Here is a 24267-nt window from a genome sequence, read left to right on the forward strand (position 1 = left end):
TCCTCCCTAGCAATTCTTGTTCGCCCGTTTGGTCGCCTGTGCCGCGCCCGCCTCCGAATTGACAGAGACGTCCTCCGCTGCCGCCAGCATATCCATCTATGTATTGCCTCTATCGGCGGCGGTGCAAGTCTTGCCCCTGCGGCAAGGCGCCGAAAGATTTGCCGCCGAAAATCTTCCCGTCGGCGACACTTGCAACCGGTATCTTTCCACATCGACGATCGGATGAAGGCGGACGCGGCGTTGATGTCGCCAGATGCCGGATCAATAAAAAAATGCGGTCGTTAACAATCTCGTGAGTGGAAAAAACTGCTAATTTTTTCTGCCGTTTAGCAAAATGGCGGATTTTTTTCCTGCTTCCCGCGGGGTAAGCAAACGGGGTGTTCCAAAGCCGGAAAAACGGTGCTTATATGCGCGCTTCGCGAGCCTGATAGAGGGGCTTGGAAGAACATCAGGGAGTGCTCAATGAAAAAGAAACTCGCTTTTGCGGCCGCGTTGCTGGCTGCAAGCGTCCTGAGCGGCATGGCCAATGCGAAGACGCTTGTCTATTGCTCGGAAGCGTCGCCGGCCAATTTCGATCCGGGTACGACGACCGGCGGCAACGATTTCGATGCCTCGTCGCGTACCGTCTATTCGCGTCTGGTCGAATTCAAGCATGGCGGCACCGAGGTCGAGCCCGGCCTCGCCGACAAGTGGGAAATCTCGGACGACGGCCTGGTATATACGTTCCACCTGCATCCGGGCGTGAAGTTCCAGACCACCGACTATTTCAAGCCGACGCGTGACCTCAACGCCGACGACGTCGTCTTCTCCTTCGATCGCCAGTTCAACAAGGCGAACCCCTGGAATGGCGACAAGTATCTGCCCAACCTGACCTGGGACTACTACACCGGCATGGACATGCCGAAATACGTCGCCAAGTGGGAAAAGGTCGATGACCTGACCGTCAAGCTGACGCTGACCGAGCCGAACGCGCCGATGCTGGCCAATCTCGGCATGGACTTCGCCTCCATCGTGTCGAAGGAATATGCCGACCAGTTGGCGAAGGACGGCAAGATGGCCGATTTCTCGACCAAGCCGATCGGCACCGGTCCGTTCCAGTTTGTCGACTACCAGCTGGATTCGGTCATCCGCTACGCGGCCCACCCGGATTATTTCAAGGGTAAGGAGAAGATCGACGATCTCGTCTTCGCCATCACGCCTGATGCGACCGCCCGCATCCAGAAGGTGCTTGCCGGCGAATGCGACATCGCTCCCTATCCGAATCCTGCCGACATCGGCACGATCAAGGCCAACAACGACGTGACCCTGATGGATCAGGCCGGCCTGAACATCGGTTATATGAGCTACAACACCACCATCCCGCCGCTCGACAAGCCTGAGGTGCGCCACGCGCTCAACCAGGCGATCGACCGGGAAGCGCTGATCAAGTCGCTGTTCCAGGATGCCGGCGCCACGCCTGCCGAAAACCTGATCCCGCCGACCATGTGGTCGTGGAACAAGGATGTGAAGGCCGACGCCTATAATCCGGATGCGGCCAAGAAGGTGCTTGAGGCTGCCGGGTTGAAGGAAATCCAGCTCTGGGCTTCCGATCGCGTTCGTCCCTACAACCCGAACTTCCAGCGCGCCGCCGAACTGATCCAGGCTGACTGGGCCAAGGTCGGCGTCAAGGCGGAGATCGTCAACTACGAGTGGACCAAGTATCGCTCGGAAGGCAAGAAGAAGGACCGTCCCGGTGCGTTCCAGATCGGCTGGACCGGTGACAATGGCGATCCGGACAACTTCTTCGCCACCCTGTTCGCTTGCTCCGCCATCGGCGTCTCGAACTACTCCAGCTGGTGCGACAAGGACTTCGAAGACCTGATCCAGAAGGCCAAGAAGACCAGCGACCAGGCCGAGCGTGCCAAGCTCTATGGCGAGGCGCAGGTCGTCTTCCAGAAGCAGGCTCCGGCCTTCCTGCTGGCGCATAGCCAAGTCTACGCGGTCGTGCGCAAGAATGTCAGCGGTTTCATGATGGACCCGCTCGGCATTCACCGCTTCGACGGCGTCGACAAAGCCGAATAAGACATTGAGTGGGGCGGCGCTCTAGAGCGCCGCCCCCTTCGCCATGCTCAAATATATTCTTCACAGAATTGCACTTTTGATCCCGACGCTAGTCGGCATCACTATCTGTGCCTTCGCCTTCGTCAGGCTGCTGCCCGGCGATCCCATTCTTGCCATGGCCGGCGAACACGGCGTGGCGCCCGCGCGTTACGAGGAACTCAAGGAACAGTTCGGCTACAATCTGCCGATCTGGGAGCAGTATGCTCGCTATGTCGGTGCAGTCGCCACCGGCGATTTCGGCGTTTCCATTTCGTCCAAGCGCCCGGTGCTTGAAGAGTTCAAGACGCTGTTCCCGGCGACGCTGGAACTGTCGTTCTTCGCCATGATTTTCGCCATGGTGCTCGGCATCCCGGCCGGCATCTTCGCGGCCGTCAAGCGCGGCTCGTGGTTCGACCAGTCGCTGATGGGCACCGCGCTCGTCGGCTACTCCATGCCGATCTTCTGGTGGGGCCTGCTGCTGATCATCTTTTTCTCCGGTTATCTCGGCTGGACACCGGTTAACGGCCGCATCGACCTGCAGTACTTCTTCAAGCCGATCACCGGCTTCATGACCATCGACACCTTGCTCTACGGCAAATGGGATGCATTTCGCTCGGTATTGCGCCATTTGGTGCTACCGACAATCGTGCTCGGCACCATTCCGCTGGCTGTGATAGCGCGCCAGACGCGCTCCGCCATGCTCGAGGTGCTGGGCGAGGACTACGTGCGGACGGCCCGAGCCAAAGGGCTTTCGTCGGCCCGAGTCATCGGGGTGCATGCTCTGCGCAACGCACTCATCCCGGTGGTCACCACCATCGGCCTGCAGGTTAGTACGCTGCTCGCCGGCGCCATCCTTACCGAAACAATTTTCTCGTGGCCCGGCATCGGCAGATGGATGGTCGAATCCATATCCAAGCGCGACTATGTTGTCGTGCAGTCTGGCCTGCTGTTGATTGCCCTTATCGTCATGGCCGTGAATCTGATCGTCGACGTGCTCTATGCCGTCATCAACCCACGCATAAGGGCGGCGTGATGAGCCAGTCGACCGAAATCGCCCCGATGGCCTCCGGCAACCCGGATCGTCTCACCGGCCTCAGGACCTTCTGGTATTATTTCTCGGTGAACCGGGGCGCCGTCATCGGCCTGTTCGTCTTCATCCTCTTGGTGCTGGCGGCGCTGTTTGCGCCGTTGCTCGCGCCCTATGCGCCCGACATTCAGGACAAGACCGCCTTCCTGCGGCCTCCGGCCTGGCAGGCCGGCGGCAGCTCGCAATATCTGCTGGGCACTGATCCCGTCGGCCGCGACATCCTTTCGCGCCTGCTCTATGGCGCGCGCTTCTCGCTGCTCATCGGCGCGGTCGTGGTCACGCTGGCGCTCGCCGGAGGCATCACGCTCGGCCTGCTGGCCGGCTATTTCCGTGGCTGGGTCGACGTGGCGATCATGCGCGTCATGGACCTGATCCTGGCCTTCCCGTCGCTGTTGCTGGCGCTGGTGATGGTCACCATCCTCGGTCCCGGCCTGTTCAACGCGATGCTGGCCATCGCGCTCGTGCTGCAGCCGCATTTCGCGCGCCTTGTGCGCGCCGCGGTGATGGCGGAGAAGAGCCGCGAATATGTCGTGGCGGCGAAGGTCGCCGGCGCCGGGCATCTCAGGCTGATGCTCCGCACCATCCTGCCCAACTGCCTGGGGCCGTTGATCGTCCAGGGCACGCTGTCCTTCTCCAATGCCATCCTGGAAGCCGCCGCTCTTGGCTTCCTTGGCCTTGGCGCGCAGCCGCCGACCCCGGAATGGGGCACCATGCTTGCTTCGGCGCGCGAATTCATCCTGCGTGCCTGGTGGGTGGTGACCTTCCCCGGCCTTGCCATCCTGATCACCGTGCTTGCCATCAATCTGATCGGCGACGGCCTGCGCGACGCGCTCGACCCGAAACTGAGGAGGTCATGATGGCGCTGCTCGACATTCAAAATCTCGTCGTCGAATTCCAGACCGCGTCCGGTTCCTTCCGCGCCGTCGATGGCGTGTCGCTGCACGTCGACGAGCGCGAAGTGCTGGCGATCGTCGGCGAATCCGGTTCCGGCAAGTCGGTCTCGATGTTGGCGGTGATGGGCCTTTTGCCGTGGACAGCCAAAGTCACGGCCGACCGCATGAGTTTCAATGGCCGCGACCTCCTGAAGCTGAGCCCTGCCGAACGGCGCAAGATCGTCGGCAAGGACATGTCGATGATCTTCCAGGAGCCGATGGCCAGCCTCAATCCCTGCTTCACCGTCGGTTTCCAGATCGAAGAGGTGCTGCGTTTCCACATGGGCATGGACGGTGCGAAGCGCCGGGAGCGCGCCATCGAACTGCTGACGCAGGTTGGCATTGCCGAGCCGGCGGAACGGCTGAACTCGTTCCCGCACCAGATGTCGGGCGGCCAGTGCCAGCGCGTCATGATCGCCATCGCCATTGCCTGCAATCCTAAGCTTTTGATCGCCGACGAGCCGACCACCGCGCTCGACGTCACCATCCAGAAGCAGATCCTCGATCTCCTGGTCTCGCTGCAGGCCAAATACGGTATGGGCCTGATCATGATCACCCACAATATGGGCGTGGTGGCAGAGACCGCCGACCGCGTCATCGTCCAGTACAAGGGCCGCAAGATGGAAGAGGCCGACGTGCTGTCGCTGTTTGAATCGCCAAAAAGCAATTACACCCGCGCGCTCCTGTCGGCGCTGCCGGATGACGCCGTCGGCGACCGGCTGCCGACCGTCTCAGACATGCTGTTCGAACCGGCCGCCGGAGTCGCCTGATGAGCATCAAGGTCGTTGAAGGCAAGGACATCAAGCGCGATTATCACGTCGGCGGCGGCCTGTTTCGCGGTTCGCGCACCGTGCATGCGGTCAAGGGCGTCTCGTTCAGCGTCGACAAGGGCAAGACGCTGGCCATCGTCGGCGAAAGCGGCTGCGGCAAGTCCACGCTGGCGCGCATCATCACGCTGATCGATCCGGCGACTTCGGGCGAACTGTTCATCGACGGCAACAAGGTCGACATCGCCAAGGACGGGTTGAGCAAGGAGATGCGCCGCAAGGTGCAGATCGTGTTCCAGAATCCATACGGCTCGCTCAATCCGCGCCAGAAGATCGGCGACGTGCTGGGTGAACCGCTGCTCATCAACACCGGCAAGCCGGCCGAGGAGCGGCGCGACCTCGCCATGAAGATGCTGAAGAAGGTCGGCCTCGGCCCCGAGCACTATAATCGCTATCCGCATATGTTCTCGGGCGGCCAGCGCCAGCGCATCGCCATTGCCCGCGCGCTGATGTTGAACCCGAGCCTCTTGGTTCTGGACGAGCCGGTCTCGGCGCTCGACCTGTCGGTGCAGGCGCAGGTGCTGAACCTGCTCGCCGACCTGCAGGACGAGTTCCAGCTGACCTATGTCTTCATCAGCCACGATCTGTCCGTGGTGCGCTACATCGCCGACGATGTGATGGTGATGTATTTCGGCGAGGCGGTCGAATATGGCTCGCGCGACGAGGTCTTTTCAGACCCCAAGCACAGCTATACCAAAACGCTGTTCGCAGCGACGCCGCGCGCCGACGTGGCGAGCATCAAGGCGAGGCTGGCGAAGAAGAAGGCGGCGGCCTGACTGCGGACGTCGCTGCCTTCTGGCGAGGGCAAGCTAGACTGGTGCCTCAGGCATCAGCGTCTTTGCGAGCAGGACATTGGCGTGGCCGCGCGGAAAGTCCTCGAGTTGCACCAGCCGCTGAAATCCATGCCTTTCATAGAAGTCCGGCGCCTGGAAGGTGAAGGACGCGAGATGGATGACATGGCATCCGCGCAGCCGAGCCTCCCGTTCTGCGGCTGCAAGGAGGCGCGAGCCGAGGCCTTTGCCGCGCTCGCTGTCGGCGATCCATAGCGTCTTGATTTCGCACACGCCCGCCCAACTGTGCCCGTGGAGACCGGCATAGATCGTCCCGTCGTCCCTCTTCAAGAATATCGACAGATAGCGGCCGTCATCGATGCCAGTCGCGGCGACGTTGAATCCGTAGAGCTGATCCTCGAGCGCGACGATATCGTCCGGCGCGGGTTCACTGAGGACAACAAGAGCCGTCGCCCCGTTCGCGCTCGCATCGTCGGGCCCGATCATCTCACGACAACTTCGCAATAATCGCGCGCAGCGCCTCGCCGAAGCGATGCACTTCCCCGACCGTGTTGTAATGCACCAGCGAGGCGCGGATGGCGCCGCTGTCCATCGACAGGTTGAGGCGCTTCATCAGCTGCGGCGCGTACATGTGGCCGTCGCGGATGCCGATCTGTATCTCGGCCATCTCCTCGACGATCCGTTGCGGCGACAGCTTGCCGATATTGAAGCAGAAGGTCGGCACCCGCTCGTTGATGCGGGCCTCGTCGGCGACGCCGTAGATGGTCGCCCCGCAGCCCTTGAGCACGTCAAGCATCTCGCGCGCCAAAAGCAGCTCATAGTCGCGGATGGCGCCCATTCCGGCGACGATGTTTTCGCGCCGCGAGCGGTTGTTGGACGGCGCCAGGTTGCGGCCGACCAGCTCCAGATACTGCACGGCGGCATCCATGCCCGAGACATTCTCGTAGATGAAGGTACCGGCTTCGACCTTGTAGGGAGGTTCGTCCGGAATGAAATCCTCGCGAAAGGTCGGCAGCCGCTTCAGCGTGTCGAAACGACCCCAGAGAAAACCCATATGCGGCGAGAAATTCTTGTAGCCGGAGCAGACGAGGTAATCGCAGTCCCAGGCCTGGACGTCGATCAGCCCGTGCGGCCCATAGTGCACGCAGTCGAGGAACACTTCGGCACCGGCCGCATGCGCGATCTCAGCCACCGAGGCGACATCGACGATCGAGCCGATCGAATGCGCCGTCACCGTGCAGGCGACAAGGCGGGTGCGGTCGGAAACCAGTGGCCGCAGATCGTCGACATGCAGATTGCCGTCGTCACGCATGCGCCACCACTTGAACTTGGCGCCGGCGGATTCCAGCGCCAGCCAGGTCGCGATGTTGGCGTCGTGGTCCATGTCGGTGATGACGATCTCGTCGCGTTCCCCCTCTGAATCTCTGGCGAGCATCTGGCCGATGCCGAGGCTGACCAGGCGGATGAACGAGGTGGCGTTCATGCCGAAGCAGATTTCCGCCGGGCTGGTGGCGTTGATCAGCAGTGCCACGCTTGTCCGGGCATCGGCGACCGACTGGTCGACGGTGACGCTGCGGCCATAGCGGCCGCCGCGCTGCACATTGTGCGAAACCAGATGGTTGGTCACCGCGTCGAGCACGCTCTGCGGGATCTGCGCACCGGCAGCATTGTCCATGAAGATGAAATCGCCGGCCCGCTGCAGAGCGGGAAACATGGCGCGGATGGTGGCAACCGGGAAGTCGCTGGCGGCGGTCTGGGGATTGCTCAAGGGCGGTCTCCTGCGAAGTTGTTTTTTGCTGGCGGGGTCAGCGCGTCTTTTCTGTCTTGAAGCGGTCTTCAAGCAGGCTGACGAGGCGAACCATCGGCCAGAGGAAGATGAGATAGACAAGCGCTGCGCCGATCAGCGGCGAGGGGTTGGCGTAGAGCGACTGCGCGTTGGTCGCCTCCTTCAACAGTTCCGGCAGCGCCACGGTCGAGGCGAGCGATGTGTCCTTGAACATCGAGACGCAGTTGCTGGTCATCGGCGGGATGACCACGCGGATCGCCTGCGGCAGCACCACCTTGCGCAAGGTCAAAAGGAACGGCAGGCCAAGCGCCTGCGACGCCTCGAACTGGCCTTTCGGAATGCTCTCTATGCCGGAGCGGAACACTTCCGCCGAATAGGCCGACATGATGATGGCGAACGCCGTCACGGCGGAGGCCCAGGACGACAGGCGGATGCCGAGGAAGGGCAGCGCGTAGTAGATCAGGATCAGCACCACCAGCACCGGCAGCGCGCGAAAGATGTCGGTGTAGCCGACCGCCAGCCAGCGCAGCGGCTTGGGCGCATAGAGCCGCAGCAGGCTGATCACTAGGCCGATAGGGATGCCGATGCCGATGCTCAGGATGCCGAGCAGCAGCGTGTTCAGGAAGCCGCGCAGCAGCGCCGGCAGGCTGGACGCAATGACATCGGGATTGAAGAAGGTGTCGATCAGCGACATGGGAGCGTTCCCGCACCCCAGAGCAAAGGGTGCTCAAGTTAAAACCAATCGACTGCGCCTACGGTGAGGCGGTCTATGCGGCAGCCTGCGCCAAAGCGTGAAATGAATCGTGCCGGCCTGGAAAAGCCGGCACGATTTCAGTGCATCGCCGCTCAGGCCTTCGGCAGCGGCATTTCCTTGACGGTCGAGGAGTCCGCCGGCGCGTCGCTGCCGAACCACTTCTTGTGGATCGCGGCCAGCGTGCCGTCCTTCTTCATCGCCGTCAGCGCGTCGTTGAGCTTGCCGAGCAACGGATGGTCCTTGGTCATCATCAGGCCGTACTGTTCGCCGGTCTTGATGCGCTGCTTGACCTTCAAATCCTTCATCTTGGTGAAGGAGTACTCCATGCCCGGAATGTCGCTGACGGCGGCGTCGACGCGGCCGGCGCTGAGGTCGAGCAGCAGGTTCTGCTGCGTGTCATAGCCCTTCACGTCACTGAAGCCGTCGGCTTCCTGATGCGCCTTGACCCAGGTCTCGCCGGTCGAGCCGGACAGCACGCCGACGATCTTGCCCTTGAGGTCGGCCTCGGTGTTAACAGCGCTGTCGGTCTTGGTGGCGATGCCCATATCGGAATCATAATAGGGCTGGGTGAAAGACTGAGACTTCAGCCGCTCCGCCGTGATGGTGATCGAGGAGATGGCGACGTCGATGCGCTTCGAGGTGGTGGCCGCGAACAGCGCCTGGAAGCCGAGATCGGCGATGTCGGTGGTCATGCCGATGCGCTTGGCCGCCTCATTGACGATGTCGACTTCAAAGCCCTCGAAGGTGCCGCTCTCGTTCTTGTATTCGAAGGGCGGATTGGTCGGGTAGGCGCCGACATTGAGCACATCGGCCGCATAGGCGGTCGCAGGGCCGGCGGCGATGCCGATGGCGGCGGCGAGAAGGATGATATTGCGACGGTTGAGCTTCATTGGTGGTCCCTCTGGGGTGTCCCCTCTGGTTGTTGATCGGGCGGGGCTCACCCCGCACGGTTTCTTGCCGTCCCACCTCCCAGCGGGGCGTCAATTCATGGCAGCGACCATGCGGTCGAGCGCGGTCGCTATCTGGTCACGGTCACGGCAGACACACATCCGCAGAAAGGCCGTTGCCGAACTTCCGAAGAGGTGGCCGGGCGCCAGCCCGACGCGTGCCGTCTCCAGAATCTTGGCGCAGGCCTCGCGGGCATCGCTTTCACCTTCCATGGCGAAGAAGGCATACATGCCGCCACGTGGTTTCGTTGGCAGGATGATGCCGGGAATTTGCGCCAGCCTGTCATAGGCGAGATCGAGGCCGGTCCTGATCCGCTGCCGGATTTCTTCGACCAGCGGCTCGCCCTGGCGAATGGCCGCGACGGCGCCGGCCTGGATGGGAGCAGCGGTGCCGCTGTTGACATACTGGGTCATGGCGCCGAGTTGGTCGGCCACTCCTGATGGATGCGTCAGCCAGCCGATACGCCAGCCGGTCATCGCCCAGGCTTTTGAGAAGCTGTTGACCGACAGCACCCGGTCGCCGTCCTCGGCGATTTGCAGGATGGAGGGCGCGACATCGCCATCGAAATAGAGGCGGCCATAGACCTCGTCGGAAATGATCCAGATGCCGGTGCGGCGGCTGAAGTCGAGCAGCGCCTGCATCTCCTCGCGCGACGCGGTCCAGCCGGTCGGGTTGGATGGCGTCGACAGGAAGATGGCGCGGGTGCGCGCATCGCAGGTGGCGAACAGCCGGTCGAGGTCGAGGCGCCAGTCACCCCTGAAGTCGAGCGAAAACGGCCGCGGCTCGCCGCCGATCAGATGGATGGCGTTGTGAATGTTGGGCCATTGCGGCGCGACATAGACGACATTGGTGCCGGTATCGACCAGCAGCTCAAGGGCCAGATACAGCGCCTGCATGCCGCCCGGCGTGACGGTGCTGCGTGTTATCGGAATCGGCCGGCCATGGACGCGCGTCTGGTAATCCGACAGCGCTTCGTTCAGCGGGCCGTGGCCGCGCATGTTGGGAACATAGAAGGTCAGCCCTTCATCGAACGCGGCCTTTGCCGCATCGCGGATGAAGGCGGGCGTCACCATGTCGCCTTCGCCGTACCAGAGTGCGATCACGTCACCCAGCTCGCGCGCACGCACGGCAAGGTTGGCGATGTTCTCGGTGTGCAGATCGCGGATCTGGGCGCGCACGCCATCGAACGCATAGCGCGCGCTGGACGATGACTGGGGCAGTATGAACGACAAGGACTGAACCCCTCCCACCCGGAGCACCACGATGGACTGCCCGAAAAGCCCCTCCGGCGCGGCAGTCACCATCGACTTCGGATGCTATCCAAAGTGCCGCGCTTTTCAAGGCAAAAGTTTTAAGCTTAAAAGCTTGGCCCGGCTGTTGCGCCGCCGATACGCCCTTGTTGCCGGGCTGCGCCCGTCTCATGCCAGTTCATCGCGCGCCGCGGCGCAATTTGGCGCGGCGCCGGCTCCAAGAAACATCGTGTCGCTGGCCAGGATGAAGAAGCTGGCGCCGAAGGCGGCCCATTGGCCGACAGGCTGCGGGCTGGCGCAAAATATGCCGGCGACCTTCTTGTGTGCGATCGTCGCGCCGATGATCCTGCGGATCGCCGCATTGAGCTTGTCGGCGCCTTGCGGTCCGATCGCGTCGATCGACACCGAAAGGTCGCCGGGGCCGACGAAGATCACATCGACGCCGTCGACGGCCGCGATCGCATCGATGTTGGCGAGCCCCTCTGCTGTCTCGACCTGGACCGCGACGACGATCCTGTCATTGGCGCCGGCCAGATATTCGGGAATGCGATAGCCATAGCCGGCCGCCCGACCGGGTCCGACGCCGCGCTCGCCGAGCGGCGGATAGCGACATGCCTTCACCGCTGCCTCCACCTGGGCAGCGGTCGAGGCGCGCGGCACCAGCACGCCTTGCGCGCCGCTGTCGAGCGCCGCCTGGATGGCTTCCGGCGCATGGCCGGGAACGCGCACCATCGCCGGCACGCGGTGGACGTCGGCCGCGCGCACCATGGTCTCGATCATGTCGCGCGAGATCTGCGCATGCTCCCAGTCGATGCAGAGGAAATCGAGCCCGGCCTGCGCCATCACTTCAACCGCGACGGGATGAGGAATGGAGGCGAAGGAGCCGACAAGGTTTGCCTTGCCGATGCATTTCTGGCGGAAGTCGCTCATGCCGATCCCCTGTTTCGTGTGACGCAGATTCATAGCCGCAATCGGCAGCAAGGCGAAGCTATTTCAGGCTTGAAATATTTTTGTGCGGGCCTAGCGTGTGGCCTCCCGCCGAGAGTTCCCAAGATGATCAAAGCGCATCCCCTGCACGGCTCCAACAAACTGAAGCTCGGCGTCTTTTCGACCAACGCCGATGGCGGCCTCGCCATCACCGATGTACCGGAACGCTGGACGGCAAGCTGGCAGGACAATCTGACGGCCGCGCAAATCGCCGACCGCGCCGGGCTGGAGTTCATGCTGCCGATCGCCCGCTGGCGCGGTTTTGGCGGCCGCAACAAGGTGCGCGAATGGTCGTTCGAGACCTTCACCTGGGCGGCAGCGCTGGCGGTGGCCACCCAACAGATCGGCCTGTTCATGACCGTGCATGTACCGCTGGTGCATCCTCTCTACGCCGCCAAGGCGCTGGCGACTGTCGATCACATCAGCCAGGGCCGCGCCGGCTTGAACATCGTCTGCGGCTGGAACCCGAAGGAATTCGGCATGTTCGGCACGCCGCTGGTCGAGAAGGGTTACGACCAGGCAGCCGAGTGGATCGAGATTCTTGAGAAGCTCTATGCGTCGGCCGAGCCGCTCGACTACGAAGGCGCCTATTATCGCCTGAAGGAAGCTGTCAGCCGGCCGTCCAGCCTGCAGGTTCCGCGCCCGGTGACCATGAATGCCGCGTTCGGCGGACCGGGCCGCGATTTCGCCGCCGCACGCTGCGATTATCTGTTCACGACCTTTTCCGAGATGAGCGATGCCGGCAAGCATGTCGCCGATATAAGCGAGCGGGCAGACAAGGTCGGCCGCGATGTCGGCGTCTACACCGTGGCGCATGTCGTCTGCCGTCCGACGATGGAAGAGGCGCAGGCCTATTACACGCGCTATGCGGTGACGATGGCCGACCACGACGCGGTCGACGCACACATGGCCGGCAAGAAGGAATTCTCGCAGTCGCACGACCCGCACGCCTATGACCGCTACCGCCAGCGCTTCGCCGGCGGCGCCGGCACCTATCCGCTGATCGGAACCCCGGAAACGATCGCCGCCGACATGGCCGCCATTGCCGGGCACGGCTATCAGGGCATTGCGCTGTCCTTCGTCAACTACACGCAGGAGCTGCCCTATTTCTGCGACCACGTGCTGCCGATTTTGCGGAAGGCGGGACTTCGCGGATAGGGTTGATCGTTTAGCCTATTGGCTGGGGCCTTCCCAACTTAGTCATCCCTGGGCGGAGCAGCCGCGCAGTGGCGTCACGGAGACCCTGGGATCCATGCCGCGACCTTAGCCGTGGAGTGCAGCGGAGCAGAATTCTGAACCGTGGCGGCGCTTCCGAGTCCCGGCATGGATCCTGGGGTCTGCGCCGCGTCGCTGCGCTCCTTGCTTCGCCCCAGGATGACGAAGCGATGGGTGTTTATTCCGGGATAACAGCGGTGGCCTGGATCTCCACCTTGGCGCGGTCCTCGACAAGCGCCATCACCTGCATGGCGGCCATCGCCGGAAAATGCCGGCCGATCACTTCGCGATAGGCTTCGCCGATACCCCTGAGATTGGCGAGGTACTCGGCCTTGTCGGTGAAATACCAGGTCATCGAGGTGATATGCCGCGGCTCCGCACCGGCCTCGGCCAGCACCGCGACGATGTTTTGCAGCGTCTGCCGGACCTGACCAACAAAATCGTCGGTTTCGAACTGGCACTGGCCGTTCCAGCCAACCTGTCCACCGACGAAGACGAGCCGCCCGCGCGCCGCGACGCCATTGGCGTAGCCGACCGGTTTGGCCCAGCCTTCCGGCTGCAAAATCTCGTGCATTTCAAGCCTCCCGGTATTCCTAAAACCAAATTCTCAAAATCGAATGCCTGTCAATTTCCTGCCGTCAGGCCGCGCCCATCACTTGCCTGGCGATGACCACTTTCTGCACGTCGGAAGCGCCCTCATAGATGCGCAGCGCGCGGATCTCGCGATACAGGCTCTCGATGATATGGCCTTTGCGGACGCCGTCGCCGCCATGCAGTTGCACCGCTCTGTCGATCACCTCTTGTGCCTTGTCGGTGGCAAACAGCTTGGCCATCGCCGCTTCGCGCGTCACCCGCGCCGCGCCCATGTCCTTGGTCCAGGCGGCGCGGTAGACGAGAAGCGCCGCCGCATCGACGTCGAGCGCCATGTCGGCGATGTGGCCCTGCACCATCTGCAACTCGGCCATAGGCGCGCCGAACAGCTTGCGCTCGGCCGCTCTGCGGATGCTTTCATCGAGCGCGCGGCGGGCAAAGCCGAGCGCTGCCGCGCCGACCGTCGAGCGGAACACGTCGAGCACCGACATGGCGATACGAAAACCGTCGCCGGGCTTGCCGATCAGTGCGGCGGCAGGCAGGCGGACCTGGTCGAAGGACAACCGCGCCAGCGGATGCGGCGCGATCACTTCGAGGCGCTCGGCGATGCCGAGGCCCTTGGCGTCACCCGGCACGATAAAGGCGGAAAGCCCCTTGGCGCCCGGCGCTTCGCCGGTGCGGGCAAAGACGATATAGAAATCGGCAATGCCGCCATTGGAGATCCATGTCTTTTCGCCGGTGAGAACATAGCTGTCGCCGTCGCGGGTCGCCGTCATCTCTGTGTTGGCGACGTCCGAGCCGGAACGCGGTTCCGACAGGGCAAAGGCCGAGATCGCCTTGCCGGCGCGTGTCTTTGCCAGCCATTGCTGCTGCTCTGGCGTGCCGAACAGGCTGAGCGCGCCGGTGCCTAGCCCCTGCATAGCGAAAGCGAAATCGGCGAGCCCGTCGTGACGTGCCAGCGTCTCGCGCGTGATGCACAGCGTGCGGACATCGAGGGGGCCAGGATTGTCGGTGTCGACAGCTGTTGGTTTCAGCCAGCCATCGCGGCCGAGTTTTTGCACCAGTTCGCGGCAGGCGGCATCGACGTCGTGATGATCGACGGGGAGGTTTTTGGCGCACCATGCTTCCAGGCTTTCGGCCATCTCGCGATGACGGTTCTCGAAGAAGGGCCAGGAGAGGAAACTCTTGTCAGCCATCAATTCCCCTCGAACACCGGCTTTTCCTTGGCCACGAACGCCTTGTAGGCGCGCTCGAAATCGCGCGCCTGCATGCAGATCGCTTGCGCCTGGGCTTCCGCCTCGATGGCCTGGTCGAGACCCATAGACCATTCCTGGTTGAGCTGCGTCTTGGTGATGCCATGCGCGAAGGTCGGGCCGGAGACGATGCGCGCCGCCATGTCGAGGGCATCCGCCTCGAGGGAGGCCGCATCGACCAGCCTGTTGTAGAACCCCCAGCGCTCGCCTTCCGCTGCCGTCATGGTGCGGCCGGTGTAGAGCAGTTCGGCGGCGCGGCCCTGGCCGATGATGCGCGGCAGGATCGCGCAGGCGCCCATGTCGCAGCCGGCCAGCCCGACGCGGGTGAACAGGAAGGCGGTCTTGGCCTCCGGCGTGGCGATGCGGATGTCGGAGCTCATGGCGATGATGGCGCCGGCGCCGACCGCGACACCGTCGACCGCGGCGATGATCGGCTTGCCGCAGTTGAGCATCGCCTTGACGAAATCGCCGGTCATGCGGGTGAAGGCCAGAAGCTGCTTCATGTCCATCTTGACCAGCGGGCCGATAATGTCGTGGACATCGCCGCCGGAGCAGAAATTGCCGCCATTGGGCAGGAACACCACGGCGTCGACGTCGTCGGCATAGACGAGGTCACGAAACGTGTCGCGCAACTCGGCATAGCTGTCGAAAGTCAGCGGGTTCTTGCGCTCCGGCCGGTCGAGCCGGACCTTGGCGATCTTGCCCTCGACTTCCCAAAGGAAATGCTTCGGCTTGAGGCCGGCCATCCCAGTCATTCGCGTCCCTCCCAGTTGCTGCGGAACGAGGTCAGCATGCCGGTCAGCCGGCGGGCATCCTCCTCGCTGACCTTGCCCAGCAATTCGCCGATCCAGCCTTCATGCGCGGCGGCGATGGTGGCGAAGGATTTGGTACCTTCCTCGGTCAGCCGCACCATTGAGGTGCGGCGGTCGCCATTGCGGCGCGCGCGCGCAACCAGCCCTTCCGAAACCAGCCGGTCGACAATGCCGGTGACATTGCCGTTGGAGACCAGCAGGAAGCGCGACAGGTCGCTCATCAGCATGCCCTCCGGCACGCGGTAGAGTGCGGCCATCACGTCGAAGCGCGGCAGCGTCGTATCGAATTCCTTCTTCAGGCGCTCGCGCAGTTCGGCCTCGATCGTGCGCGAGGCACGCAGCAGCCTGATCCACAGGCGCAGCCGGTCCTTGCCGGGTCCCGACGGTGCGGGCAGGGGGCCGGCTACCATGTTTCGCCTCCTGAGATGGAAATTGCCTGTCCAGTGATCGATGCCGCCGCGTCGCCGCACAACCACAGCACGGCGGCAGCAACTTCCTGTGGCTGGATGAACCGGCCTTGCGGATTGGTCGAAGCAAGACTCGCTCGCGCCTCTCCAGCCGAGCGGCCGGTCTTTTTCAACAATGCGCTGGATGGACTCCTCCAGCATGTCGGTCTCGACAAAGCCCGGGCAGACGGCGTTGACGGTGACGCCTGATTTCGCCGTCTCCGCGGCCAGTGCCCGCATCAGACCGACGACGCCATGCTTGGCCGCCACGTAAGGTGCGACATAGGCGTAGCCCTTCAACCCGGCCGTTGAGGCGATGAACACGATTCGTCCCGATTTCCGCGCGGCCATGCCGGTTAGTGCTGGCTTCACCGTCAGGAAGGCGCCGGTCAAATTGACGTCGAGCGTCCGCTGCCAGTCGGCAAGCGTGGTCTTGTGCGCCGGCGTGCTGCCGGCCATGCCGGCATTGGCGACGACGATGTCGAAGGCCCCGCGCTGCGCTTCCGCCGTCTGGTAGAGCGAGGCCATGGACACCTCATCGGTGACATCGGCGGCGATGCCGAAGATGCGGTCGCTTTCGCTGGCCACTTTGACAAGCTCCGCTTCGCGCCGGCCGCAGATGGTGACATCGATGCCAGCACCGGCCAGCACCAGCGCGATGGCCCGGCCAACGCCGGAGCCGCCGCCGGTGACCAGCGCGTGCTTGCCTGAAATCGCTGGTGCCGCCGTCATACTTTCAGCCCCGCGGCGGCATCGCGCTCGGCCAGCCGGTAGATCTGGTCGCGTCCGGGCAGATAGGGATCCGGCCATTTGACGCCGCGGTCGCCGAGCGTCACCGCCGCATGCAGCGTCCAGTACGGGTCGGCCAGATGCGGCCGCGCCAGCGCGACGAGATCGGCGCGGCCGGCCATCAGGATCGAGTTGACATGGTCGGGCTCATAGATGTTGCCGACCGCCATCGTCGCCATGCCGACTTCGTTGCGGATGCGGTCGGAAAACGGCGTCTGGAACATGCGGCCATAGACCGGCTTCGCCAGTGCGGACGTCTGGCCGGCCGAGACGTCGCATATGTCGACACCGGCCTCATGCAGCAGCCGCGCGATCTCGACCGCGTCGGCGGGTGTGACACCTTCGATGCCGACCCAGTCATTGGCCGAGATGCGCATCGAGATCGGCTTTCCTGCCGGCCAGGCGACGCGCACCGCGCGGAAGATCTCGAGGGGATAGCGCATGCGGTTTTCCAGCGAACCGCCATACTCATCGGTGCGCCGGTTGGTGACGGGCGTGATGAAGGACGACAGGAGATAGCCATGCGCGGCGTGGATCTCGAGCATGTCGAAGCCGCAGCGGTCAGCCATTTCAGCCGAGGCCACGAACTGGTCGCGCACCAAATCCATGTCGGTGCGGTCCATCGCCTTCGGCACCTGGTTTTCGGGCGACCACGCGACAGCCGATGCCGCCATGATCGGCCAGTTGCCGGAGGCGAGCGGCACGTCGGTGCCTTCCCAGCCGAGCCGGGTCGAGCCCTTGGCGCCGGAATGGCCGATCTGGGCGCAGATCTTGGCCTCGGTCTCGGTGTGGACGAAGTCGACCAGCCGCTTCCACGCCACCTCATGTTCCGGCGCGTAGAAACCGGGACAGCCCGGCGTGATGCGGCCTTCCGGGCTGACGCAGGTCATCTCGATATAAATGAGCCCGGCGCCGCCCTTGGCGCGCTCGGCATAGTGAGAAAAATGCCAGTCGGTCGGGCAGCCGTCGACGGCCTTGTACTGTGCCATCGGCGAGACGACGACGCGGTTGTTGAGCCTGAGGTCGCGCAGCTTGAATGGCGCGAACATCGGCGCGCGGCGCAGCCTGTTGCCGCCGGCACCCGCCTGGCGCTGGAACCATTCTTCCGCGCCGCCCAGCCATTCGGCATCGCGCAGCCGCAAATTCTCATGGCTGATGCGCTGCGAGCGGGTCAGCAGCGAATAGTTGAACTGCACCGGATCGAGCCCGAGATAGCGCTCGACCTCTTCGAACCATTCCAGCGAATTGCGCGCCGCCGATTGCAGCTTCAGCACCTCGGTGCGGCGGGCGTCCTCATATTTGCGGAAGGCTGCTTCGAGGTCCGGTTCCGTCTCGACATACTCGGCCAGCGCCACCGCACTTTCCAGGGCCAGCTTGGTGCCGGAGCCGATCGAGAAATGCGCCGATGCCGCCGCATCGCCCATCAGCGCCAGATTCTTGTAAGACCAGCGTTCGCACAGCACGCGCGGGAAGTTGATCCAGGCCGAACCACGGATATGGTTGGCATTGGTCATCAGCGCATGGCCGCCGAGATGCTTGGCGAAGATGCGCTCGCACACTGCGATCGATTCCTGCTGCGACATCGCGCCGAAGCCGAAGGCAGCCCAGGTCTGCTCGCTGCATTCGACGATGAAGGTCGCGGTCTCGCTGTCGAACTGGTAGGCGTGCGCCCACACCCAGCCATGCTCGGTCTTCTCGAAGATGAAGGTGAAGGCGTCGTCGAATTTCTGGTTGGTGCCAAGCCAGACGAACTTGCATTTGCGGGTGTCGATGTCGGGCTTGAAGATGTCGACGAAGCTGTTGCGCGCCCTGGAATTCAGCCCGTCGGCGGCGACGACAAGGTCATGCGTCTCCATATAGGGGCGGGGATCGGCGATGTCGGTCTCGAACATCAGCTTGACGCCGAGTTCGCGGGCGCGGCGCTGCAGCAGGATCAGCAGCCGCTTGCGCCCGATGCCGCAAAAGCCATGGCCCGACGAAACCGTGCGCACGCCGTCATGGATGACGGCGATGTCGTCCCAATAGGCGAAATGCTTCTTGATCCAGACGGCGCTGACCGGATCGTTCTTCGCGAGATTCTCGAGTGTTTCGGCCGACAGCACCACGCCCCAGCCGAACGTGTCGTCGGCGCGGTTGCGCTCGAACACCGTCACGTCGTGGGAGGCGTCCCGCAGCTTCATCGAAATGGCAAAGTAGAGGCCGGCTGGTCCGCCGCCGAGAAGCGCAACCTTCATCCGTGCGATCTCCTCTTCGCTTGCTGTCTGGTGAGTATCGCGCCGGCGACAAGATATTTCAAGCTTAAAGTTTTATATCGAAAGCGACTTCCATTATAAGGCAGGAGCGGTCATGAAACCGTCCGAAGCACGCTTCTCGGCATGCGTATGCACTCATGTCGGGGCCTTGGCGGCGGCAGGAATGTCCAGCCAGCCGGCGTCGATTTCGGGCAGCGGAATGGCTGCGATGAGATCGCGCGTGTAGGCCTCTCTGGGGTTGTCGAACAAAGCGTCGGTGGCGCTGGCTTCGACGATCACGCCTTCGCGCATGACGATGACTTGCCGGCACAGCCGCCGGATCACCGACAGATCGTGGCTGATAAAGGCGACCGTCAGGCCCATCTCGGCTGCAAGCTTCTCCAGCAAAGTGAGGATCTGCGCCTGCGTCGACACGTCGAGCCCGGAGACGATCTCGTCGGCCAGCACGAATTTCGGCGACAGCGCCAGCGCGCGCGCAATGCCGATGCGCTGGCGCTGGCCGCCCGACAGTTCATGGCGGTAGCGCGTGGCGAAGCTCTGCGGCAGGCCGACCCGCTGCAGCGCTTCGGCGACGCGTTCCTTGAGCCGGTCGCCAAGCCCGTTCTGCTTCAGTGGCGCCGCGATGATGCTGGCAATGGTGCGGCGCGGGTTGAGCGACGACATCGGATCCTGAAAGATCATCTGCAGATTGCGGCGCAACGGCCGCAGCTCAGCCTCCGACAGATGGGTGATATTACGGCCATCGAAAGTGACGCTGCCAGCGCTGGGTTCCAGCAGCCGCACCAGCGCGCGGCCAAGTGTCGACTTGCCGGATCCGGATTCGCCGACAATGCCGGTTACCGAGCCTCTCGGCAGATCGAAGTCGAGCCCTTTCAAAATCTCGGCCATCGGCGCGCGGCCGATCAGCGGCTTGCGCGTCATGTCGGGCAGCGCCACCTTCAGCCCGCGCACAGAAAACAGCGGCTCAACCATGCGGCCGCCTCCACGCCTGATCGGCCGACGCGATCTCGGCGGCAAGTCCGGCCAGCACCGCCTCGTCAACAGGCTTCAACGAAGCGAACGGGTCAGTGTAGCGTGGCGTCGCCGCCATCAGCGCGCGTGTGTAGGGGTGTTGAGGCGCGGCGAAGAGCGCCGCCGTGTCAGCCTCTTCCACCACCTTGCCGGCATAGAGCACCGACACTTTCTGGCTGATCTTGGCGACGACACCGAGATCATGGGTGACGAACAGGATCGCCGTGCCATGTTCGCGCTGTAAGGCAGCGATCAGCCGCAGGATCTGCTTCTGCACGGTGACGTCGAGCGCCGTCGTAGGCTCGTCGGCGACGATCAGCCGTGGCTCGGCGGCGAAGGCGGCCGCGATCAGCACGCGCTGGCGCATGCCGCCGGAGAGTTCATGCGGATAGCTCTTCAGCACGCGATCGGGGTCGCGGATCTGCACCTCGTCCAGCAATTGCCGAATGCGGGTGTCGGCCCTCTCGCCACTCCAGCCGAGAATGCGCACCAGCCGGTCGGTCATCTGCGGGCCGATGCGGCGCGACGGATTGAGCGCGGTCAGCGGATCCTGTGGGATCAGCGCGGTGCGCGCACCGATCAGCGTCCGCCGTGCCTTGGGGTTCAGCTTGCCGAGGTCTTCGCCTTCGAGCCTCATATCGCCTTCGACGATGCGCACGCTCGACGGCAGGACACCAAGCACCGCCTTGCCGATCATCGTCTTGCCGGCGCCGCTCTCGCCGACCAGTGCGCGGACCTCGCCAGGCTGCACGGAGAGCGACACCGAGCGCAGCACGCGGGCGCCGTTCGGCAGCACGGCGCTGAGATTGGCGATGTCGAGGCAGGCGCTCATCGCAGCACCGGATCGAAACGCGCCTTCAGCGCCTCGCCGAACTGGCTGAACGACAGCACGGTGAGGATCAGCGTGATCAGCGGAAACACCAGCACCCACCAGGCCTGGTGGATCGACAGCCGGCCCTCGGCGATGATGCTGCCCCAGGTCGGATCGTCGGTCGAGATCGACAGATTGACGAAGGACAGGATCGCCTCGACGATGACGGCGATGCCCATCTCCAGGGACAGCAGCGCCACGATCGACGGCACCACATTGGGCAGCACTTCGCGCAGCATGATGCCGATGCGGCCGTAGCCGGCAATGCGGGCATTCTCGACATAGTCCATGCGCGACTGGCCCATCGCCTCGGCGCGGATCACCCGGCAGAAACGCGTCCAGTCGATGATGGCAATCGCAAGGATGACGGAGCTCAAGCCGGTGCCGAGAACGGCCACCAGGAGAATGGCGAACAGCACCGGCGGGAACGCCATCCAGATATCGACGATGCGCGAGATGACGCGATCGGCCCAGCCGCCGAAATAGCCCGCGATCAAGCCCAGCGTCGAGCCGACCAGGCAGGCGGCGATCGCCGCGGCAAAGGCGACGATGAAGGCGATGCGGCCGCCGAAGATCAGCCGGGAGAGCAGATCGCGGCCGAGACTGTCGGTGCCAAGCCAATAGCCGGGCTCGGCGCCATCAAGCCAGAACGGCGGCAGCCGCTCCAGCATCAAATCCTGCGCCAGCGGATCCTGCGGCGCGACCAGCGGCGCGAAGATCGCCGCCAGCAGCGCCAGCAGCAGCCAGCCGCCGGCGAGCCATAGCCGGGGGCTCAATCCACGTCTTGAGGCTCTATCCATGGCGCAGCCTCGGATTGAGCAGCGCATACATCATGTCGACGGTAAGGTTGATCAGTACGAACAGCAGCGCGAAGACCAGCACGATGCCCTGGATCAGCGGCAGGTCGCGGTTGATGACGGCGTCGATCGCCATATTGCCGAGGCCCTCATAGGAAAACAGCCTTTCGACGATGACGGTGCCGCCGATGAGGAAGGTGAACTGCACGCCGACCAGGGTCAGCGTCGGAAGTGCCGCGTTCTTCAGCGCCTCGCGCAGGATGACCTGCGTCTCGGAAAAACCCTTCACCCGCGCCAGCACGACATAGTCGAGGTCGAGCACTTCCTTCAGCGACTGTTTCAGCAGTTGCGAGATGATCGCAGCCAAGGGCAGCGCCAGCGCCACCGCCGGCATCAGCATGTGTTTCAGCAGGTCCCAGGTCAGGTCGAAGCGCAACCGCAGCAGGCTCTCGAAGAAATAGAACTGGGTGACGAAGGGCAGGTCGAGCTGCGGCGACACGCGGCCGGAAATGTCGAAGATCGGCACCAGCACGCCGAACAGCAGGATCAGCACCAGGCCCCACAGGAAATCGGGAATGGAGAGCGCCGCACCGCTGGCGATGTCGATGCCGGCTTCCACCGCCGTGCCGCGTTCGCGCGCGCCGAGCATCGCTGTCGTGCCGCCAAGCAGCACCGCCATGATCAGCGCGATGATGGCGAGTTCCAGCGTTGCCGGCAGCCGGTTGAAGACGAGGCCGAGCACGTCCTGCCTGAGCGAAATCGAGGTGCCGAAATCGCCCCTGACGACGCCGGACAGCCAGATGAAGAATTGCTGCACAATGGTCTTGTCGAGCCCGTAGAGTGCGCGCAGACGGGCAATGTCGTCATCCGTAGCACCAGGCGGCAGCATCATGGCGATCGGATCGCCGGGCGCGACGCGGATCACGACGAAGACGACGACGGCCACGCCGAACAGCGTGATCAGCATCGTCAGGAGACGGATCAGGAATCGTTGCAGGAGCATGCCGGCGTAACCACTCTGGGGAACTCCCCTCATCCGGCCCTTCGGGCCACCTTCTCCCCGAGGGGAGAAGAGGTCGCAGACGGCCGAGCCAGTCTCTTCTCCCCACCGGGGAGAAGGTGGCCGCGAAGCGGCCGGATGAGGGGTCTGCCGGGCGAAGACCGGCAGGTGCAAGGCCGATATCAGGCCGGGGTCATCAAAGCCGGCAGCAGAGCGCCGGAAATGTGCTGCACGACATTGACCTTCTTCGAGTGCACGATCGGCTGCGCGTACTGGATCAGCGGCAGCACATAGGCCTCTTCGGCAATGTACTTGTCGACCGCTTTCCAGCCGGCGATGCGCTTGGCCTCGTCCTTCTCGCCCCAGAGCGGGCCGATCTTGGCATCGAGATCGTCGGTCTTCCACGACGAGTGCGGCGAGGGGCCGAACATGGCGAAACCGGTCGAAGTGGTCGGGTCGCCGATGGAATTGCCCCAGTTGTAGAAGGCCGCCGGCGCCAGCTTGTGCGCGGCGCGCAGTTCATAGTGCTTGGCGATCTCGTAGACCTCGATCTCGGCCTCGATACCGACCTTGCGCCACATGCCGACGATCGCCTGCACCATCTCGTAGTCCTTGGGCTTGAAGCCTTTGGTCGTCTGGATGGTGAACTTTGCCGGCTTCTTGGTCGAATAGCCGGAGGCGGCAAGCAGTTCCTTGGCTTTTTCCGGATTGTGCTCGACCTTGATCGACGGATCGTAGGCCGCGTATTCCGGCGTCTCCAGCGTGTCGATCGGCTGGCCGTAGCCGCGCAGCAGCCGCTTGACCAGCAGCTCCTTGTCCACCGCCATCACGGCCGCCTGGCGGACATTCTTGTCCAGCATGGCGTCCTTGTTGTTGAAGAAGATCATGCCGATGTCGGAGACGTTCTTGATTGAGCCGGCAAGCCCGTCCTTGGCGATCAGGCGATCATATTCCTCGTAGGGGATTTCGAGCGTCACCTGCGATGAGCCGGACTCGATTTCAGCGACACGGCTCGCCGCATCGGTGACGAACTTGATCGTCACATTCTCGAAAGCCGGCTTGGTGCCCCAATAGTTCGGATTGGCCTTCAGTCGCAGGAAGGCGTTGCGCTCGAATTTTTCGACCATGTAGGGGCCGGTGCCGATCGGCGCCTTCTCGAAACCTTCCGCACCCACCTTCTCGTAATAGGCCTTCGGCAGGATGTAGCCGGTCAGGAACGACATCCACTTGAAATAGACCGGGTCGAACTGCACCACGTCGCCGGTGATCTTGTTGCCGTCGATCTTGAAGTTGTTGACGTTCTTCCAGACGAACTGGATCGGATTGCCGGTCTTCTCGTCGCCCGCGCGCTGCAGCGACCAGACGACGTCCTCCGGCGTGAAGGGCGAGCCGTCATGCCATTTCACGCCTTCGCGCACCGTCATCATCACCTTGGTGCGGTCGTCGTTCCAGCCCCATTCGGTCAGCAGGCCGGGCGCGAAGGACAGGTCGGGCTTTTGCGGGATGATCTGGTCGAAAACCGACTGGTAGAGGCCCTGGATAGTCGGATTGACGGCCGAGGGTCCGGTTGTCGGGTCCCAGGATGGCAGGTTGACATTGTAGGCGATGGTCAGTTCGCCGGCAGCGGCCCTGGCTATTTTCGGCAGGCCAATGGCGGTCACGCCAAGTGCGGCGGCACTGTATCCCAGCAATTCGCGTCTGTTGATTTTCATGGTCGTTCCCCTTGTTGGTTATTGTCTTTGCGCGGCACTATCCGTTCATGGGTTCAGGCTTCGTGGGCAGCAGCGCC

22 protein-coding genes and 1 pseudogene are annotated in these 24267 nt (G+C 63.4%); 6 read left to right on the forward strand and 17 right to left on the reverse strand.

The features are described 5' to 3' along the window. Positions 1–462 precede the first annotated feature (462 nt). The 5 genes from HB778_RS18600 to HB778_RS18620 are packed head-to-tail and all read left to right on the forward strand — an operon-like array spanning position 463 to position 5701. A complete protein-coding gene (locus HB778_RS18600; RefSeq protein ID WP_095200998.1) occupies positions 463–2061 on the forward strand; it encodes an ABC transporter substrate-binding protein in 1599 nt (532 codons plus the stop codon). Between the two features lie 43 nt (positions 2062–2104). Next, positions 2105–3112, forward strand: a complete 1008-nt coding sequence (locus HB778_RS18605) for an ABC transporter permease subunit (protein WP_095200999.1) — start codon at positions 2105–2107, stop codon at positions 3110–3112. Continuing rightward, positions 3112–4023 (forward strand): ABC transporter permease subunit, encoded by a 912-nt coding sequence (locus HB778_RS18610; protein ID WP_183455899.1) that lies wholly within the window; start codon positions 3112–3114, stop codon positions 4021–4023. The genes HB778_RS18605 and HB778_RS18610 overlap by 1 nt, the downstream gene beginning before the upstream one ends. Beyond that, complete coding sequence (locus tag HB778_RS18615; RefSeq protein ID WP_183465139.1) at positions 4023–4868, forward strand: ABC transporter ATP-binding protein; 846 nt, start codon at positions 4023–4025, stop codon at positions 4866–4868. Before HB778_RS18610 ends, HB778_RS18615 begins: the two co-directional genes overlap by 1 nt. Then, positions 4868–5701 carry a dipeptide ABC transporter ATP-binding protein gene (locus tag HB778_RS18620; protein WP_183455901.1) on the forward strand — a complete coding sequence of 278 codons (834 nt, stop codon included), beginning with the start codon at positions 4868–4870 and terminating at the stop codon, positions 5699–5701. The genes HB778_RS18615 and HB778_RS18620 overlap by 1 nt, the downstream gene beginning before the upstream one ends. 33 nt (positions 5702–5734) lie before the next feature. Here the strand turns inward: HB778_RS18620 and HB778_RS18625 are convergent, their stop codons facing one another. The 6 genes from HB778_RS18625 to HB778_RS18650 form a co-directional block, all read right to left on the reverse strand. Further along, positions 5735–6202 carry a GNAT family N-acetyltransferase gene (locus tag HB778_RS18625; RefSeq protein WP_183455903.1) on the reverse strand — a complete coding sequence of 156 codons (468 nt, stop codon included), beginning with the start codon at positions 6200–6202 and terminating at the stop codon, positions 5735–5737. Position 6203: 1 nt separating this feature from the next. Next, positions 6204–7430: a cysteine desulfurase-like protein gene (locus HB778_RS18630; protein ID WP_244661990.1), complete on the reverse strand. Its 1227-nt coding sequence runs from the start codon at positions 7428–7430 to the stop codon at positions 6204–6206. Between the two features lie 91 nt (positions 7431–7521). Then, entirely contained in the window at positions 7522–8196 is a 675-nt protein-coding gene (locus tag HB778_RS18635) for an amino acid ABC transporter permease (RefSeq protein ID WP_096453196.1), read from the reverse strand. Positions 8197–8348: 152 nt separating this feature from the next. Then, entirely contained in the window at positions 8349–9146 is a 798-nt protein-coding gene (locus HB778_RS18640) for an ABC transporter substrate-binding protein (protein ID WP_183455907.1), read from the reverse strand. A 90-nt stretch (positions 9147–9236) separates the two neighbouring features. Continuing rightward, positions 9237–10436: a pyridoxal phosphate-dependent aminotransferase gene (locus HB778_RS18645; protein WP_183455909.1), complete on the reverse strand. Its 1200-nt coding sequence runs from the start codon at positions 10434–10436 to the stop codon at positions 9237–9239. Positions 10437–10622: 186 nt separating this feature from the next. Continuing rightward, positions 10623–11384 (reverse strand): HpcH/HpaI aldolase family protein, encoded by a 762-nt coding sequence (locus HB778_RS18650; RefSeq protein ID WP_183455911.1) that lies wholly within the window; start codon positions 11382–11384, stop codon positions 10623–10625. A 123-nt stretch (positions 11385–11507) separates the two neighbouring features. Between HB778_RS18650 and HB778_RS18655 the strand changes: the two genes are divergently transcribed. Further along, positions 11508–12599 carry an LLM class flavin-dependent oxidoreductase gene (locus tag HB778_RS18655; protein ID WP_183455912.1) on the forward strand — a complete coding sequence of 364 codons (1092 nt, stop codon included), beginning with the start codon at positions 11508–11510 and terminating at the stop codon, positions 12597–12599. Between the two features lie 235 nt (positions 12600–12834). Here the strand turns inward: HB778_RS18655 and HB778_RS18660 are convergent, their stop codons facing one another. The 11 genes and pseudogenes from HB778_RS18660 to HB778_RS18710 all read right to left on the reverse strand — a co-directional run bounded on the left by HB778_RS18660 (position 12835) and on the right by HB778_RS18710 (position 24190). Next, entirely contained in the window at positions 12835–13230 is a 396-nt protein-coding gene (locus HB778_RS18660; RefSeq protein ID WP_183455914.1) for a RidA family protein, read from the reverse strand. A gap of 64 nt (positions 13231–13294) precedes the next feature. Next, on the reverse strand, positions 13295–14443 hold the full coding sequence (locus HB778_RS18665; RefSeq protein WP_183455916.1) for an acyl-CoA dehydrogenase family protein: 1149 nt from the start codon (positions 14441–14443) through the stop codon (positions 13295–13297). Further along, on the reverse strand, positions 14443–15255 hold the full coding sequence (locus HB778_RS18670) for an enoyl-CoA hydratase family protein (protein WP_183455918.1): 813 nt from the start codon (positions 15253–15255) through the stop codon (positions 14443–14445). Before HB778_RS18670 ends, HB778_RS18665 begins: the two co-directional genes overlap by 1 nt. Next, complete coding sequence (locus HB778_RS18675; protein WP_010913223.1) at positions 15252–15722, reverse strand: MarR family winged helix-turn-helix transcriptional regulator; 471 nt, start codon at positions 15720–15722, stop codon at positions 15252–15254. The genes HB778_RS18670 and HB778_RS18675 overlap by 4 nt, the downstream gene beginning before the upstream one ends. Continuing rightward, positions 15716–16490 (reverse strand): annotated as a pseudogene (locus HB778_RS18680) (SDR family NAD(P)-dependent oxidoreductase). Before HB778_RS18680 ends, HB778_RS18675 begins: the two are co-directional and overlap by 7 nt. Further along, a complete protein-coding gene (locus HB778_RS18685) occupies positions 16487–18781 on the reverse strand; it encodes a bifunctional salicylyl-CoA 5-hydroxylase/oxidoreductase (protein ID WP_183455920.1) in 2295 nt (764 codons plus the stop codon). Before HB778_RS18685 ends, HB778_RS18680 begins: the two are co-directional and overlap by 4 nt. 153 nt (positions 18782–18934) lie before the next feature. Further along, on the reverse strand, positions 18935–19771 hold the full coding sequence (locus tag HB778_RS18690) for an ATP-binding cassette domain-containing protein (protein ID WP_183455922.1): 837 nt from the start codon (positions 19769–19771) through the stop codon (positions 18935–18937). Beyond that, on the reverse strand, positions 19764–20642 hold the full coding sequence (locus HB778_RS18695) for an ABC transporter ATP-binding protein (protein ID WP_183455924.1): 879 nt from the start codon (positions 20640–20642) through the stop codon (positions 19764–19766). The genes HB778_RS18690 and HB778_RS18695 overlap by 8 nt, the downstream gene beginning before the upstream one ends. Next, positions 20639–21508, reverse strand: a complete 870-nt coding sequence (locus tag HB778_RS18700) for an ABC transporter permease (RefSeq protein ID WP_183455926.1) — start codon at positions 21506–21508, stop codon at positions 20639–20641. Before HB778_RS18700 ends, HB778_RS18695 begins: the two co-directional genes overlap by 4 nt. Beyond that, positions 21474–22481 carry an ABC transporter permease gene (locus HB778_RS18705; protein ID WP_183455928.1) on the reverse strand — a complete coding sequence of 336 codons (1008 nt, stop codon included), beginning with the start codon at positions 22479–22481 and terminating at the stop codon, positions 21474–21476. The genes HB778_RS18700 and HB778_RS18705 overlap by 35 nt, the downstream gene beginning before the upstream one ends. Before the next feature lie 179 nt (positions 22482–22660). After that, the gene (locus HB778_RS18710) at positions 22661–24190 is read right to left on the reverse strand and encodes an ABC transporter substrate-binding protein (RefSeq protein WP_183455930.1); all 1530 of its coding nucleotides are present in this window, start codon (positions 24188–24190) and stop codon (positions 22661–22663) included. Positions 24191–24267: the final 77 nt, after the last annotated feature.

Origin of the sequence: Mesorhizobium huakuii (assembly GCF_014189455.1) — a bacterium.
Classification (GTDB): Bacteria; Pseudomonadota; Alphaproteobacteria; order Rhizobiales; family Rhizobiaceae; genus Mesorhizobium; species Mesorhizobium huakuii_A.